14 protein-coding genes are annotated in these 13,478 nt (G+C 32.1%); 10 read left to right on the top strand and 4 right to left on the bottom strand.

Annotation, left to right across the window (positions count from 1 at the left end; translation table 11 throughout):
• The first annotated feature begins 18 nt into the window (after positions 1–18).
• Positions 19–1,143, top strand: coding sequence for an O-antigen ligase (locus C8C87_RS14870; protein ID WP_233550043.1), 1,125 nt, complete (start codon positions 19–21; stop codon positions 1,141–1,143).
• A 29-nt stretch (positions 1,144–1,172) separates the two neighbouring features.
• Here the strand turns inward: C8C87_RS14870 and C8C87_RS14865 are convergent, their stop codons facing one another.
• Entirely contained in the window at positions 1,173–1,559 is a 387-nt protein-coding gene (locus C8C87_RS14865; RefSeq protein WP_121343128.1) for a hypothetical protein, read from the bottom strand.
• Between the two features lie 229 nt (positions 1,560–1,788).
• Here C8C87_RS14865 and C8C87_RS14860 point away from each other — a divergent pair, with 229 nt between their 5' ends.
• From C8C87_RS14860 to C8C87_RS14840, 5 genes are all read left to right on the top strand, one after another.
• The gene (locus C8C87_RS14860) at positions 1,789–2,904 is read left to right on the top strand and encodes a glycosyltransferase (RefSeq protein ID WP_121343127.1); all 1,116 of its coding nucleotides are present in this window, start codon (positions 1,789–1,791) and stop codon (positions 2,902–2,904) included.
• 35 nt (positions 2,905–2,939) lie between these two features.
• On the top strand, positions 2,940–3,668 hold the full coding sequence (locus tag C8C87_RS14855; protein WP_121343394.1) for a class I SAM-dependent methyltransferase: 729 nt from the start codon (positions 2,940–2,942) through the stop codon (positions 3,666–3,668).
• Between the two features lie 148 nt (positions 3,669–3,816).
• On the top strand, positions 3,817–4,800 hold the full coding sequence (locus C8C87_RS14850; RefSeq protein WP_121343126.1) for a UDP-glucuronic acid decarboxylase family protein: 984 nt from the start codon (positions 3,817–3,819) through the stop codon (positions 4,798–4,800).
• Positions 4,801–4,851: 51 nt separating this feature from the next.
• Positions 4,852–6,219: an undecaprenyl-phosphate glucose phosphotransferase gene (locus tag C8C87_RS14845; protein ID WP_121343125.1), complete on the top strand. Its 1,368-nt coding sequence runs from the start codon at positions 4,852–4,854 to the stop codon at positions 6,217–6,219.
• A 1-nt stretch (position 6,220) separates the two neighbouring features.
• On the top strand, positions 6,221–6,994 hold the full coding sequence (locus C8C87_RS14840) for a glycosyltransferase family 2 protein (protein ID WP_121343124.1): 774 nt from the start codon (positions 6,221–6,223) through the stop codon (positions 6,992–6,994).
• Here C8C87_RS14840 and C8C87_RS14835 read toward each other — a convergent pair.
• Positions 6,978–8,288 carry a phenylacetate--CoA ligase family protein gene (locus tag C8C87_RS14835; protein ID WP_121343123.1) on the bottom strand — a complete coding sequence of 437 codons (1,311 nt, stop codon included), beginning with the start codon at positions 8,286–8,288 and terminating at the stop codon, positions 6,978–6,980. The genes C8C87_RS14840 and C8C87_RS14835 overlap by 17 nt on opposite strands.
• Before the next feature lie 132 nt (positions 8,289–8,420).
• On the opposite strand from C8C87_RS14835, the gene purD reads away from it, so the two are divergent.
• Positions 8,421–9,695, top strand: coding sequence for a phosphoribosylamine--glycine ligase (gene purD, locus C8C87_RS14830; protein WP_121343122.1), 1,275 nt, complete (start codon positions 8,421–8,423; stop codon positions 9,693–9,695).
• 31 nt (positions 9,696–9,726) lie between these two features.
• Here the strand turns inward: purD and C8C87_RS14825 are convergent, their stop codons facing one another.
• The gene (locus tag C8C87_RS14825; RefSeq protein ID WP_099713975.1) at positions 9,727–9,957 is read right to left on the bottom strand and encodes a uracil phosphoribosyltransferase; all 231 of its coding nucleotides are present in this window, start codon (positions 9,955–9,957) and stop codon (positions 9,727–9,729) included.
• Between the two features lie 144 nt (positions 9,958–10,101).
• Here C8C87_RS14825 and C8C87_RS14820 point away from each other — a divergent pair, with 144 nt between their 5' ends.
• Positions 10,102–11,031 carry a DUF6427 family protein gene (locus C8C87_RS14820; RefSeq protein WP_099713976.1) on the top strand — a complete coding sequence of 310 codons (930 nt, stop codon included), beginning with the start codon at positions 10,102–10,104 and terminating at the stop codon, positions 11,029–11,031.
• On the opposite strand, the gene upp is transcribed toward C8C87_RS14820, so the two are convergent.
• On the bottom strand, positions 11,026–11,679 hold the full coding sequence (upp, locus tag C8C87_RS14815; RefSeq protein ID WP_121343121.1) for a uracil phosphoribosyltransferase: 654 nt from the start codon (positions 11,677–11,679) through the stop codon (positions 11,026–11,028). The genes C8C87_RS14820 and upp overlap by 6 nt on opposite strands.
• Positions 11,680–11,766: 87 nt before the next feature.
• Between upp and C8C87_RS14810 the strand changes: the two genes are divergently transcribed.
• Entirely contained in the window at positions 11,767–12,372 is a 606-nt protein-coding gene (locus C8C87_RS14810) for a DUF4254 domain-containing protein (protein ID WP_099713978.1), read from the top strand.
• 48 nt (positions 12,373–12,420) lie between these two features.
• Positions 12,421–13,431: a glycosyltransferase family 9 protein gene (locus tag C8C87_RS14805; RefSeq protein WP_121343120.1), complete on the top strand. Its 1,011-nt coding sequence runs from the start codon at positions 12,421–12,423 to the stop codon at positions 13,429–13,431.
• Positions 13,432–13,478: the final 47 nt, after the last annotated feature.

Genomic DNA, 13,478 nt, shown 5'->3' with positions numbered 1-13,478 from the left:
AAAAGCCAATTGCCAATTATGTTGGTAATAGCAGCTCCATTTTTGATGGAAATGTTGTTTTTTGTAAATAATGACTTTTATGTGTTGGGTTTAAAATCATTGGAGAAAAGTCTTTCATTACTTTTTTTTCCAATATTTATAATTGGAAATTATCAACGAATTCAATTTCTTAAAATTTTGAAAGCCTATTGCATTGGAACAACCTTTATTATGGCATTCTTTTTTGGGCGTTTTATACTGTTGTATCCGGAACATTTTTTTAAATATCTGAATGGGATTCATCTTTGGGAAATGGGTTATGTGTTTTCTGAAAGTATTGGTATTCATGCACCGGCACTCAATATGCACTTGGCTTTTGTAGCGTTTTCTAATCTTTATTTTTTGCTTGAAACGTCTAAAGTACATTATACTAAATGGTATAAAATAGGAGATTTAATGCTTTTTATCAGCTCTTTCTTTTTTGTTTTATACGTGAATACCAGAATGGCATTATTAGGCACTTTGTTTGGTTTTATGACGGTGGGTTATTTTCAAATTTCCAAAAGATATAGTTCTAAAGTTATCTTCAAAAGAGCAGTTATTATGTTGCTTTTAATTGGTTCCGTTTTATTTTTATTCATACAAAAGAATCCTTTCATGAAGGAAAAGTATTCGACTCAAATTTTTTCGAATATGGATAAAGTGGGAAAATTAGATGAGATAGATCATCCCGAAATAGCGGTTTACAGTTCTTTTGTAACCCGATTATCCATCTGGAAATCAGCATGGGAATTGTCCCTTAAAAATCTTCCTTTTGGAGTGGGAGCATCGGATGGAAAGATAGAATTAGTAAAGTATTTTAAAGAAACGAATCAAATATTTTTGGCAAAATATGAGTTCCCCACACACAATCAATTTTTAGATTATTTATTAAAATTTGGAATATTGGGACCTATTACAGCCTTATTCTATATTGGATTTATTGCTTATTTAGGAATTAAGACAAAAAATGCAGTTATAATTTCTTTCTTTTTTTTGTTTTTTACTTCAAACCTTACAGATGATTTCCTGCTTCGCTTTGATGGAATTGTTTTCAGCGGATTATGGATTTCTATATTTGCCAGTTATTGGCTTCAACAAAAAAATAAGCGGCCTGTTGCATAATTATTTTAAAATGACATAAAAAAAACCGCTTATTTAGCGGTTTTAATTACATCTTTTTTGAATTCTAAATTTGGATAAATTTCTCCAACTTCTGAAAATTGTTGTAATGTTTCAATAGGTACATTTTTTACAACATAATCTTTTCCGGGAGGTAGTGTTTTAATATAATCATCTGTTGCGGCTATAGAATTAGTTCTCCAGCGAACCCCTTCTTTTATTAAATACCATTGACCATTAGTTCCCAAAACAATTTTACCTTCGTAACGATCAAAGTCAGTAACTTCAACTTTTACTTCATTAGACGCTTTAGGAGCAACCTCTTGAATGGCATCTTGTTGTGTCGTTTCTTCTTTCTTGTTTCCACAAGACAATGAAAATAAAGCAACTAGAGTCGCAATCATAAACGTATTTTTCATTTGAATTTATTTTAAATGATAGAAATAAAAATTTCCGTAAATATCGTTATTTTTTTTAATCGGAGAAACTTAATAGATGTTATATATAGGTAGGATTATTTTTTAAAATAGGTGCTCATGAGATAATTTAAATCAATACTTTGTAATCATTAAATTTGTGATACATTTGATTTGTGATACTAAATTCACAAGGAATAAGTGAAGATTATTATTCTTTTACATCATAAAAATGGCAAAAAAAAAGATAGTTCATGTATTACATTCTATAGGTGGAGTCGATGTATATTTGAGACTTGTTTTAGAAAATATGGATACTGATTTGTTTGAAAACATTGTTGTTCATGGGACCAAAGACACAAACAAACCTTTTTTTGATAAAAATGGCCATGAGGTAAAAGAATATAAAGTTTCTATTTTTAGGGACATTTCAATACTGAATGATATTAAATCATTATTTCAAACGTATAAAATTCTAAAAAAAGAAAAACCAAATTTAATACATGCTCACAGTGCTAAAGGAGGTATTATAGGTAGAATTACCGGCAGATTATTAGGAATAAAAGTCATTTATACGCCACATGCTTTTTCGTATTTAAGCACACAAAATAGAGTGAAAAGAAACCTTTTTTTGAGTATTGAAAAGGTTCTTGCCAATGGGAATAGTCTACTTTTGGCCACGTCAGCATCCGAAAAAAAGCGAGCGATTGAAGCCGTTGGTTATAAACCTAAAAGTGTAATGGTATTCAATAATTGTATTGAGCCAATAACTAAAACTCAACCCTTACTTATTACTAAAACTTGGCCTGAAGATTATATTTGTACCGTTGGGCGTCCATCTTATCAAAAAAACATTGAACAAATGATACGGGTAATGTATGAAGTTAATAAAGAAGCTAAAATTCATTTAATCGTAATGGGAGTTGGTCCAGTATCAGGACAGTTAGAATCCGTTAAAAAGTTGATTCAGGAATTAGACATGACTAATGATGTCACACTTATAAAGTGGACAGAAAGAACCGATGTTTTTAATATAATTAATCAATCTAAATTTTATATTTCAACGTCCAGATATGAGGGAATGCCATATTCTATTATTGAAAGTTTGGCATTATCTAAAGCTTGTGTAGTTACTAACTGCGATGGAAATAAAGATTTAATTATTGATAATTATAATGGATTTGTTATTGAAAATGAGGATTTAAAAGGTTTTAAAAATAAAATTTTGAAGCTATTGAGTGATAAAGAATTATTGGATAAATTGTCAAAAAATGCGTTTACTTCTTATTCCGAAAACTATGATATTAAAAAAAATATTTTCGAACTAGAATCTATTTATTTGGAATAAATGCTGTTTATTTAATATTGAAAAAAAGAATTTTAATGCATAAAGAGTTCATCAAACAAAAGATCAAGAAAGAAAAATTTCATCCCGGGATTATTGGGTTTTTCATTAATTATAATTTTCTTATTCGAAAATCAATTCAAAGCGCCATAAAAAATAATGCTCATAAACTCAATGGTTCTTTGTTGGATTTTGGTTGTGGAACAAAGCCTTATAAAAATCTATTTGTAAATGTAAAGGAATATATTGGTGTGGATTATAAGATTGAAGGGAGAGAACAAAACTATAATGAAGTAGATGAATTTTATGATGGAAAAGAAATTCCATTTGAAAATGAACGGTTTGATTCTCTTTTGTGTACCGAAGTTTTAGAACATGTTTTTAATATTGATGAATTATTAAAGGAATTTAATAGAGTATTAAAGAAAAATGGGACGGCTTTAATAACGACTCCATTTATGTGGGAAGAACATGAAATGCCATATGATTTTGCAAGGTATACAACACCAGCGTTACAACATTTGTATCAAAAAAATGGTTTCAAGGTGGTTGACAATTTTAAAACAGGAAATTATATAGAAGTTATTTTTCAATTCAATTTAAATTATATAAAGAATATTCTGCCAAACAATAAAAACGTAAGACAGGTTTTCCTAATTCCTTTCATTGTCTTTTTTAATTTTTTTGGAATGCTTTTCAGTTTTGTATTGCCAATTGATAAAACAGCTTATTTCAACAACGTGTTTGTTTTAGAAAAAATAGGATAATTTGAAATGTTTCACCAATAACGGGACATAAATAAAAGGTTATTAAAAAAATATTTTGCCTTATTTCTTTCACAATCCTAATGATAAGTTTATTTTTGACAGAAACCTCTTTATGAGGTCAAGAATAGTTCTAAACTATAAAATCTATATGAAAAGAATACTTATCACCGGAGCAGCTGGATTTTTAGGATCACATCTTTGTGACCGTTTTATTAAAGAAGGCTATTCTGTTATTGGAATGGATAATCTCATTACGGGAGATTTAAAAAATATAGAACATTTGTTCAAACTGGAGAATTTTGAATTTTATCATCATGATATTACAAAATTTGTTCATGTTCCGGGTCAACTAGATTATATTCTTCATTTTGCTTCGCCTGCAAGTCCAATAGATTATTTAAAAATCCCGATACAAACCTTAAAAGTGGGTTCTCTTGGGACGCACAATCTTTTAGGTTTGGCAAGAGTAAAAAATGCCAGAATTCTTATTGCATCTACGTCTGAAGTGTACGGAGATCCATTGGTTCATCCACAAACGGAAGAGTATTATGGAAATGTAAACACGATTGGACCAAGAGGTGTTTATGACGAAGCAAAACGTTTTCAGGAATCTATAACTATGGCGTACCATACATTTCATGGTGTAGAAACCCGAATTGTTAGAATTTTCAATACTTACGGACCAAGAATGCGTCTTAATGATGGCCGCGTAATTCCTGCTTTTATTGGTCAGGCAATTCGTGGGGAAGACTTAACCATTTTTGGAGACGGAATGCAAACCCGTTCGTTTTGTTATGTGGATGACCAAGTCGAAGGTATTTTCAGATTACTGCATTCCGATTATGTTTATCCGGTAAATATTGGAAATCCAGATGAAATCACCATCAAGGATTTTGCGGAAGAAATTATAAAATTGACAGGAACTAATCAAAAAGTTGTATATCATCCATTACCGGTAAATGACCCTTTACAACGCCAGCCAGATATCACGAAGGCAAAAGAATTGCTTGGATGGGAAGCTAAAATAGGTCGTGCTGAAGGAATGAAAATCACCTATGATTATTTCAAATCGTTATCTAAAGAGGAACTTTCTAAAGAAGAACACAAAGATTTTTCCAGTTATATAAAGTAACAGGAATTTTTTTAAACCGATAAAAAACCAACCAGGTTATATTCGTTAATTATGAGTGCATCTCGAACAGGAAGATATTCAAAGTACATTAGACCCATTAGTATCTCAATAGATCTAATGGTTATTTTGACTCTTGGTTTTTTCTTTTTCAAAGATCTTAATTTTAAGATTGAGCACTTTCTTATTTATCAGATACTTGGATGGGGTACAGTTGCTTTTTTTGTAAGATTCTACGGAATATATCGCTTTACAACTCCGCTTGAAATAATATCAAAACTAGTAAAACAGGGCGTTTTGTTTCTTTTAATAACCATTGCTTTTTTTCCGTTTTCAAAACAAGTCGTGTTTAACGGAGTAGTGATTGCCCTATTTATATCTTCAGTGATGTTACTAATTACTATTTCAAAATTTTTGTTGTTTTACTATTTAAAAGAATATAGGATTATAACCGGAAGTAATTATAGAAGTGCTGTCATTATTGGATATACTCCTGAGGCGATAGAATTAAAAAATCTTTTTGAAACCAGAAATGATTACGGATATCGCTTTTTAGGCTATTTTTCAGATAAAAAATCAAATCAAAATATTAAAGGGAAATTAGCAGATTTGAAACCTTTTGTAATTGAAAATTGTGTAGATGAAATTTACTGCTCATTAAACGAAATTTCCAACGAGCATTTGAAAGATTTAATTGATTTTGCAGATGAAAACAATAAAACGATAAAATTCATACCGGATACAAAAGAGATTTTTTCGAAAAATTTGAAAATTGATTACTACGAATTTTTCCCGGTACTTTCCTTAAAAAAAACCATGCTTCATGAGCCTGCTACAATGATCTTTAAAAGGATTTTTGATATTGTTTTCTCGAGTATAATTATTGTATTTCTCTTATCGTGGTTAATTCCATTATTGGCGATTTTAATAAAGTTAGAATCCAGAGGTCCGGTTTTTTTCAAACAAGGAAGACCAGGAATTGATGAAAATGAATTTTTCTGTTATAAGTTTCGCTCGATGAAAATCAATAAAACAACAGAAAAAGAAGCTTCAAAAAACGATCCGCGTGTTACCAAAATAGGGAAGTTTATGAGAAAAACAAGTTTAGACGAAATGCCTCAATTCTTAAATGTTCTACTCGGAGACATGTCAGTTGTAGGTCCGCGGCCACATCTTTGGGCTCAAAATAAAGCCTATGGAAATAAAGTTAAAAAATACATGGTACGCCATTATGTTAAACCAGGGATTACCGGATTAGCACAGGTGAGCGGTTTTCGTGGCGAAATCGAGACAGAAGCCGATATGATTAATAGAATAAAATTTGATGTTTTTTATATTGAAAATTGGTCCTTAATTTTAGATTTAAAAATAATTTCTCAAACAGTTGTCAATATTTTTAAAGGAGAAGAAAAAGCGTATTAGTATGGAAAAACCCCTTGTATCCATAATAACGCCATCCTTTAACTGTGAAAAATTTATCACAAAAACAATCCTGTCCGTACAGAATCAAACCTATAAAAACTGGGAAATGATTATTGTAGACGATTGCTCTTCCGATGAAACGGTTTCAATAATAAAAGAAATTTCCAGTCAAGATAATAGAATTCAATTTTTTCAACTCGATGTAAACTCGGGAACTGGAATTGCAAGAAACACTGCTTTGGAGAAAGCAACTGGAAAATATATAGCCTTTTTAGACGCAGATGATTTGTGGAAGCCGCTTAAGTTAGAATTGCAAATTGATTTTCTCAAAAAACATAAGCTACCGTTTACTTTTTCCTTTTACGAATGCATTAATGAAGCTGGAGAATCAATCAACAGAAGAGTAGAAGCACCAATAAACCTCTCTTATCGTCAGTTGTTTTTTTGTAATTATGTTGGAAATTTAACGGGAATCTACGATGTAAACTACTTTGGGAAAATCCCTATTTCTTCTATTCGTAAACGTCAGGATTGGGTGCATTGGCTTACAATTCTCAAAAAAATAAAAACCGCGCAACCCGTCCCGGAAAGTTTAGCTTTTTATAGAATCAGAGAAAACTCAATTTCGGCCTCTAAATATGAGCTATTAAGACATAATTTTGCCGTTTACAGGACGTTTCACCGCTTTAATTTAGTTGTTTCGATACTTTGTATGACAGGATTTTTATTCACTCAATTAATCATAAAACCACGTTACGTTAAATCATTGATTTAAACTGCTTCAATTTGCCTCTGTTACTTCTTTCTAAAGATTTTTTTCGGGTAAAGCTAAAGATTAAATGAGGTTCTAAATATAAAGCTATCGCCTCTTCAATTTTTTTAATTTGTGCCAAATTTAATTCGATATCGCTCACATATTCAATTTCAAAAGTATCTATTTTGGTTTGTTGTATCACAAATTCTTTTACGTTTCCGTCGTCTTCAATGATGCTTTTTGTAACATAATAAAAGGTAAGTCCGGGTGATTTTTTCCCACTGGGTAAAATAGCAACATCATTGGTACGGCCTATTAATTTTTTGAGAATCGGTTTTTGTAAGGTGCTTTTTTCGTCCAAAATTCCAATATCACCAATGTCATATCGTATGAACGGATGCGCTTTATTGAACAAGGAAGTAATCACAATTCGACCTGCTGTGCCATTTGTAACGGCTTTATTATTATCATCCAAAATCTCTACAAACAACGTTTCCGAATTGACTTGCCAATCGTCTTGAGGGTTTTGAAAAGCAATCAAATCCAGTTCCGAAGCACCATATTCATTGACAATAGGAATACCAAATTGTTTTTCTAAAAGGATTTTGTCTTCCTCAAAAAGCATTTCAGAAGTGACCATGCATACTTTCAAAGTGGGACAAATTGCGTTTAATATGATATTTTTCTTTTGTAAAAATTTAGCAAACAAAACAATCGAACTGGTATATCCATTGATGTAATCGAACTTTTTATTCTGAAATTTTTCCAGAATCTTTTCTAAAACGTCATCCGATAAATCAAAAATGGAGAACCGAAACCGATGGCTCAAAAAATCCTTGAAACGTTCTTTTTTGTTTCCGATAAAATCCATCGGAATACCATAAAAACGTGCTTGATAGGAAGTATTAAAATCAATTCCATACCAACCAAAACGGTATATGTTTGAAGCCCAAGTCAACGCATGACAGTATTTATCTTTGGCAAAAATAAAAGGAGTCCCACTGGAACCGGATGTTTTATTGATGTAACAGTTTTTAGAAGAATAATTTACGGAAAGCCTTTCAAGCAATGGTTTTTGCAAGTTTTTCTTATTTAAAACCGGTAAATCTTCCCAGTTTGTAAAAGTTGTCGTTCCTGTTAAATCTTTATAGAAAGCATTATTTTGCAAATGAAAATGGACAATTTCCAATTTTTTATTTTCCACGAAAACAGCGTGTTCTTTTTCAGAAAAGGCTACAATTTTCCGCAATTCGGCTTTAGCTTCCTTCATTTGGAAGCCATTTATCTGCAACGATAAGTCGAATAGTCGAAACATTTTAAAGGTATATTTCACCAAAAATAATATTTACCAACAACTAATGACGGAGAACCAACAACTTTTTGAAAATTAATTATTTTTTAAGTTCAAAAGCAATTATTTTTGCACCACAACTAAACACAACTACACATGACAATTTTACTACTGGGTTCGGGCGGAAGAGAGCATGCTTTTGCATGGAAAATGATTCAAAGTCCGCTTTGTGACACACTTTTTGTAGCGCCAGGAAACGCTGGAACGGCTTCAATAGCTACTAACGTTGCTATCAGCCCAACTGATTTTGAAGCTATAAAAACGTTTGTTATTCAGGAAAAAGTAGCAATGGTTGTGGTAGGACCAGAAGATCCTTTGGTAAAAGGGATTTATGATTTCTTTCTAAACGATGCTGCATTAAGTCATATTCCTGTTATCGGTCCTTCAAAAATTGGTGCGCAACTGGAGGGAAGTAAAGAATTTGCCAAAGAATTTCTAATCAAACATAAAATACCAACTGCCGCTTACGATAGTTTTACTGCAGAAACGGTAGAAAAAGGCTGTAAATTTCTGGAAACATTGCAACCGCCGTATGTTTTGAAAGCAGACGGTTTAGCCGCAGGAAAAGGAGTTTTGATTATTCAGGATTTGGCAGAAGCCAAAGAAGAATTAAGAAACATGTTGGTGCATCAAAAATTTGGTGATGCCAGTTCAAAAGTCGTTATCGAAGAATTTCTTGACGGTATAGAATTGAGTTGTTTTGTTCTTACCGATGGAAAAAACTACAAAATATTGCCAACGGCTAAAGATTACAAACGCATTGGCGAAGGGGACACAGGATTAAATACAGGCGGAATGGGAGCTGTTTCTCCGGTTCCTTATGTTGATGCTGTTTTGATGGAAAAAATAGAAACACGTATTGTAAAACCTACTATTGATGGTTTTCAAAAAGATGGAATTCCATACAAAGGTTTTGTCTTTATTGGGTTGATTAATGTGAAAAACGAGCCAATCGTAATTGAATACAATGTGAGAATGGGTGATCCGGAAACCGAAGTGGTTATCCCGAGATTAAAAACGGATTTAGTAGAGTTGTTTTTGGCTGTAGCCAATGAAAAACTGGACGAAATCAATCTGGAAGTTGACGAAAGAAGTGCGACTACAATTATGGTTGTTTCTGGCGGATATCCTGAAGATTTCGAAAAAGGAAAAGTAATTTCAGGATTAGAAACCATTGAAGATTCGATTGTTTTTCACGCAGGAACTAAACTCGATAACGGAAACGTAGTCTCAAACGGAGGAAGGGTTTTAACCGTAACTTCGTATGGAAATAATTTCGAAGAGGCCATAAAAAAATCTTACCAAAACATAGATAAACTAAATTTTGATAAGATGTATTTTAGAAAAGATATTGGAAACGACTTAAAATAGTTTCCAATTATCGTTCACTTTTTTTTAACTCTTATTTTAAGAAAGAGTGAGCGGTAGTATCTTGCTTCTCTGTTCCGGCGTCTTCAAAAATTTTCAATTGTTTGATCCAATATACCATTGCCGAAGCACAAATAATCATGAAAATCCAATTGATTGTATTAGCAGCAAACCATGATGATAGCTCTAATGAGCGTAAAAAGTCTAGAGGAGCAAATAAAATATTTACAAATAAGTATTGTATTCCTTCGAAAAATGCTTTCATAATGTATAAAATTAATTTTATTAATTGTTTTTGAGGAACTCTGGGAATTAAAAAGTTCTTATTTAGAAGAATCTTTTTGAACTTGCAGGGCTTACTTTTTAAACAAGTATTATATTTACGAACACAAAAGTATAAAATATCCTTATGATAACAAGTGTTTTTAGAAAATCTACACCATTAAATTTTTCATTGGTCGTAATTTTAATGCTGGTTTTCTTTTCTATATACCAATTTCAAGATTTATCCTGGATGAATTCCTTTGTATTAATTTCAAAAAAGGGAATGTTGTTTTGTGTTTTATTGGCATCTGTTTTTATCACGAATTTTGTTGTAAAGAAAAACGGATTGAGTAAAGACAGCAGCTACACAGTTTTTTTTTACTTTTTGTTTCTACTTTTTTTTCCTTCAGTATTAGATAATTTAAACCTGATATTGTCTAATTTCTTCATTCTTTTGGCGCTTCGCCGACTGATTTCATTGCAATCCCTGAAAGCTTCCAAAGAAAAAATATTTGATGCCTCTTTATGGGTTTTTTTAGCGGCATTATTTCATTTTTGGAGTATAATTTTCATAGTGCTGGTTTTTATATCCATAATTTTCCATGTTTCCAGAGATTATAGAAACTGGATACTACCTTTTATCGCTTTTTTTATTGTTGGAATTCTGTTCATGATTTATGCAACAGTTTTCGATTTGGATGTTCTTGAATACATCATTAAAAGTGTACAAATCAATTTTGAAATTGACTATTTTACGAATAATTATCAAAACGGAGCTTTATCAATTTACGCCACTGTAGCTTTATTTTTCTTGGTTTCTATGTTTGCCACATTATCAAACAGACCACAATTATTACATACTTCTTTCAAAAAAATCATCGCCTCTTTCTTCATCGGAGTTGTGATTTTTCTCATTTCGGCTAATAAAAGTAATGATTTGTTGCTGTTTACATTTGCGCCTTTGGCCATGATGGCAACCAGCCATATTGAAATTCCTCAAGAAAAATTAAATCAGGAATTAGTGATGTATGTGCTGACTGCCTGCAGTTTTTTTGCTTTTTTCTCCCAATTATAATTTTTCACCGTACGCTAAATCTCCAGCATCTCCCAATCCTGGTACAATATAACTGTGCTCGTTGAGTTTTTCGTCCAAAGAAGCAACCCAAAGATGACAGTTTTCCGGCAAATGTTCTTCAAGATAAGCAATACCTTCCGGTGCGGCAATTACAACAGCAATGTGAATTTCTTTTGGAGTCCCTCTTTCCATTAATTTATTGAAAACGGCAACAATAGATTGACCGGTTGCAAGCATGGGATCTACTAATACTAGGTTTTTTTCATTTATAGCAGCAATAGCTTGGTATTGCACTAAAATATCAAAATAATCGTCATTGTTTGGATGGTGTCTAAAGGCAGATACGAAACCATTTTCGGCATTATCAAAATAATTCAAAAACCCTAAATGCAAGGGTAAACCAGCGCGTAAAATGGAACATAAAACCAATTGATCCTTAATCTCAGTTGTTGTTTTTATACCTAAAGGGGTTTGGATTTCGACACTTTTGTAGTGTAATTTTTTACTTAATTCATACGCCATTATTTCGCCAATTCGTTCAATATTTCTTCGGAAACGCATGCTGTCATTGTGAACATTTACATTTCGTATTTGTCCTAAAAAATGATTTAGGATGCTATTGTCTTCTGATAAATAATGAATTTGCATGTTTTTATTTTTGCTATTAAACTTATAAATATTTTTATAATCTATAAAAGTATAAAAAAGTATCTTTGTCCTTTAAAATATAAAGATATGTTTTCAAAATTAGCTTATTCAGTATTCGAACAAAGTATTAAAGATTATCATCAGTTTGATAATGTAGACCAACCGATTAATAACCCTTTCCCAAAAGATAAATTTGAGCATTTGTTGTATCACAAAAACTGGATTGATACCGTTCAATGGCATTTTGAGGATATTATTCGTGATCCAAACATTGATCCTGTTGCTGCTTTGACTTTGAAAAGAAGAATCGATGCTTCTAATCAAGAACGCACTGATATGGTGGAATATATTGACAGTTATTTTCTTCAAAAATACAGTCATGTAAAAGTAAAAGAGAATGCAAAAATCAACTCAGAAAGTCCGGCTTGGGCTTTTGACAGATTGTCTATTTTGGCATTGAAAATTTATCACATGCAAGAAGAAGCTACTCGTGCCGAAGCTTCACAAGATCATAGAGATAAATGTCAAGCGAAGTTGAATATTTTATTGGAACAAAGAACAGATTTGTCTCTGGCTATCGATGATTTATTGACAGACATTGAAAATGGAGATAAATTCATGAAAGTGTACAAGCAAATGAAAATGTACAACGATGATGATTTGAATCCTGTTTTGTATCAAAACAAGAAGTAATTTTTGACAACCTTAAAATTGTCAAATAAAATAAAGCATATAGCCGTCATGAGACTTTCCGCAATGGGAGATGTCGCCATGACGGTTCCTGTTTTACGCACTTTTGTAAACCAGTATCCGGAAATTAAAATCACGATGATTTCCAGACCTTTTTTCAAACCTTTTTTTGAAGGGATTCCTAATATTACTTTTTTTGCTTTCGATGAAAAAGAACGACACAAAGGATTTCTGGGGTTGTTGCGTTTGTTCCAAGATTTAAAAGGTTTAAATATTGATGCTTTTGCCGATTTACACAACGTGTTGCGCTCTAAAATCATTCGAAACCTTTTTGCTTTAAGCGGAAAAAAAGTAGCTTCGGTTGATAAGGGAAGAGCAGAAAAAAAAGCATTAACACAACCCGAAAATAAAGTTTTTAAGCAACTGCCAACAATGTTTGAAAGACACGTAAAAGTTTTTGAACAACTCGGTTTTACGGTTGATTTATCATCCCGAAGTGTCGGGACAGTTTTTCCTGAAAAAGCAGTTTTGAGTCCGGAAATTCTAGCAGTAATTGGAGAGAAAAGTCAAAAACTAATTGGAATCGCTCCTTTTGCACAATACGATTCTAAAGTATATCCGCTGGATTTGATGCAGGAAGTCATCAATCAATTATCGAAAAATTTAGACTATAAAATTTTACTTTTTGGTGGTGGAAAAAAGGAAATCGAAATCCTGGATTCGTTTTCTGCTAATAAAGAAAACGTCATCAATATGGCGGGCAAAATTAAATTCCAACAGGAATTGCAACTCATTAGTAATCTTGATGTAATGCTTTCCATGGATTCCGGGAATGCGCATATAGCAGCTATGCTTGGGGTTAAAGTCATTTCACTTTGGGGCGCGACGCATCCGTATGCGGGATTTTCTCCCTTTAATCAGCCTTTAGAAAATGCGTTGGTTTCGGATAGAAATCAGTTTCCAAAACTACCCACTTCAGTTTATGGAAATAAAAAAGTAGAAGGATATGAAGATGTCATGCGAACGATTACTGTCGACTCTATTATAAAGGTTTTAAATTAGTGTAAACAAGTGAGTTTAATCAAATTCATAGTTAGGTTTATTGTTTT

The sequence above is a fragment of the Flavobacterium sp. 120 genome (assembly GCF_003633605.1).
Classification (GTDB): Bacteria; Bacteroidota; Bacteroidia; order Flavobacteriales; family Flavobacteriaceae; genus Flavobacterium; species Flavobacterium algoritolerans.
Note: the sequence above shows the minus strand (reverse complement) of the source record. Positions and strands in the feature narration are given on the sequence as shown.

What these genes read in the sequence shown, in the direction of transcription:
- C8C87_RS14805 (WP_121343120.1), top strand. Translation starts at nt 12,421, where the DNA reads ATGAGACTTTCCGCAATGGGAGATGTCGCCATGACGGTTCCTGTTTTA.
- C8C87_RS14865 (WP_121343128.1), bottom strand. Translation starts at nt 1,559, where the DNA reads ATGAAAAATACGTTTATGATTGCGACTCTAGTTGCTTTATTTTCATTG.
- C8C87_RS14825 (WP_099713975.1), bottom strand. Translation starts at nt 9,957, where the DNA reads ATGAAAGCATTTTTCGAAGGAATACAATACTTATTTGTAAATATTTTA.
- upp (WP_121343121.1), bottom strand. Translation starts at nt 11,679, where the DNA reads ATGCAAATTCATTATTTATCAGAAGACAATAGCATCCTAAATCATTTT.
- C8C87_RS14870 (WP_233550043.1), top strand. Translation starts at nt 19, where the DNA reads ATGTTGGTAATAGCAGCTCCATTTTTGATGGAAATGTTGTTTTTTGTA.
- C8C87_RS14820 (WP_099713976.1), top strand. Translation starts at nt 10,102, where the DNA reads ATGATAACAAGTGTTTTTAGAAAATCTACACCATTAAATTTTTCATTG.
- C8C87_RS14840 (WP_121343124.1), top strand. Translation starts at nt 6,221, where the DNA reads ATGGAAAAACCCCTTGTATCCATAATAACGCCATCCTTTAACTGTGAA.
- C8C87_RS14810 (WP_099713978.1), top strand. Translation starts at nt 11,767, where the DNA reads ATGTTTTCAAAATTAGCTTATTCAGTATTCGAACAAAGTATTAAAGAT.
- C8C87_RS14860 (WP_121343127.1), top strand. Translation starts at nt 1,789, where the DNA reads ATGGCAAAAAAAAAGATAGTTCATGTATTACATTCTATAGGTGGAGTC.
- C8C87_RS14845 (WP_121343125.1), top strand. Translation starts at nt 4,852, where the DNA reads ATGAGTGCATCTCGAACAGGAAGATATTCAAAGTACATTAGACCCATT.
- C8C87_RS14855 (WP_121343394.1), top strand. Translation starts at nt 2,940, where the DNA reads ATGCATAAAGAGTTCATCAAACAAAAGATCAAGAAAGAAAAATTTCAT.
- C8C87_RS14850 (WP_121343126.1), top strand. Translation starts at nt 3,817, where the DNA reads ATGAAAAGAATACTTATCACCGGAGCAGCTGGATTTTTAGGATCACAT.
- C8C87_RS14835 (WP_121343123.1), bottom strand. Translation starts at nt 8,288, where the DNA reads ATGTTTCGACTATTCGACTTATCGTTGCAGATAAATGGCTTCCAAATG.
- purD (WP_121343122.1), top strand. Translation starts at nt 8,421, where the DNA reads ATGACAATTTTACTACTGGGTTCGGGCGGAAGAGAGCATGCTTTTGCA.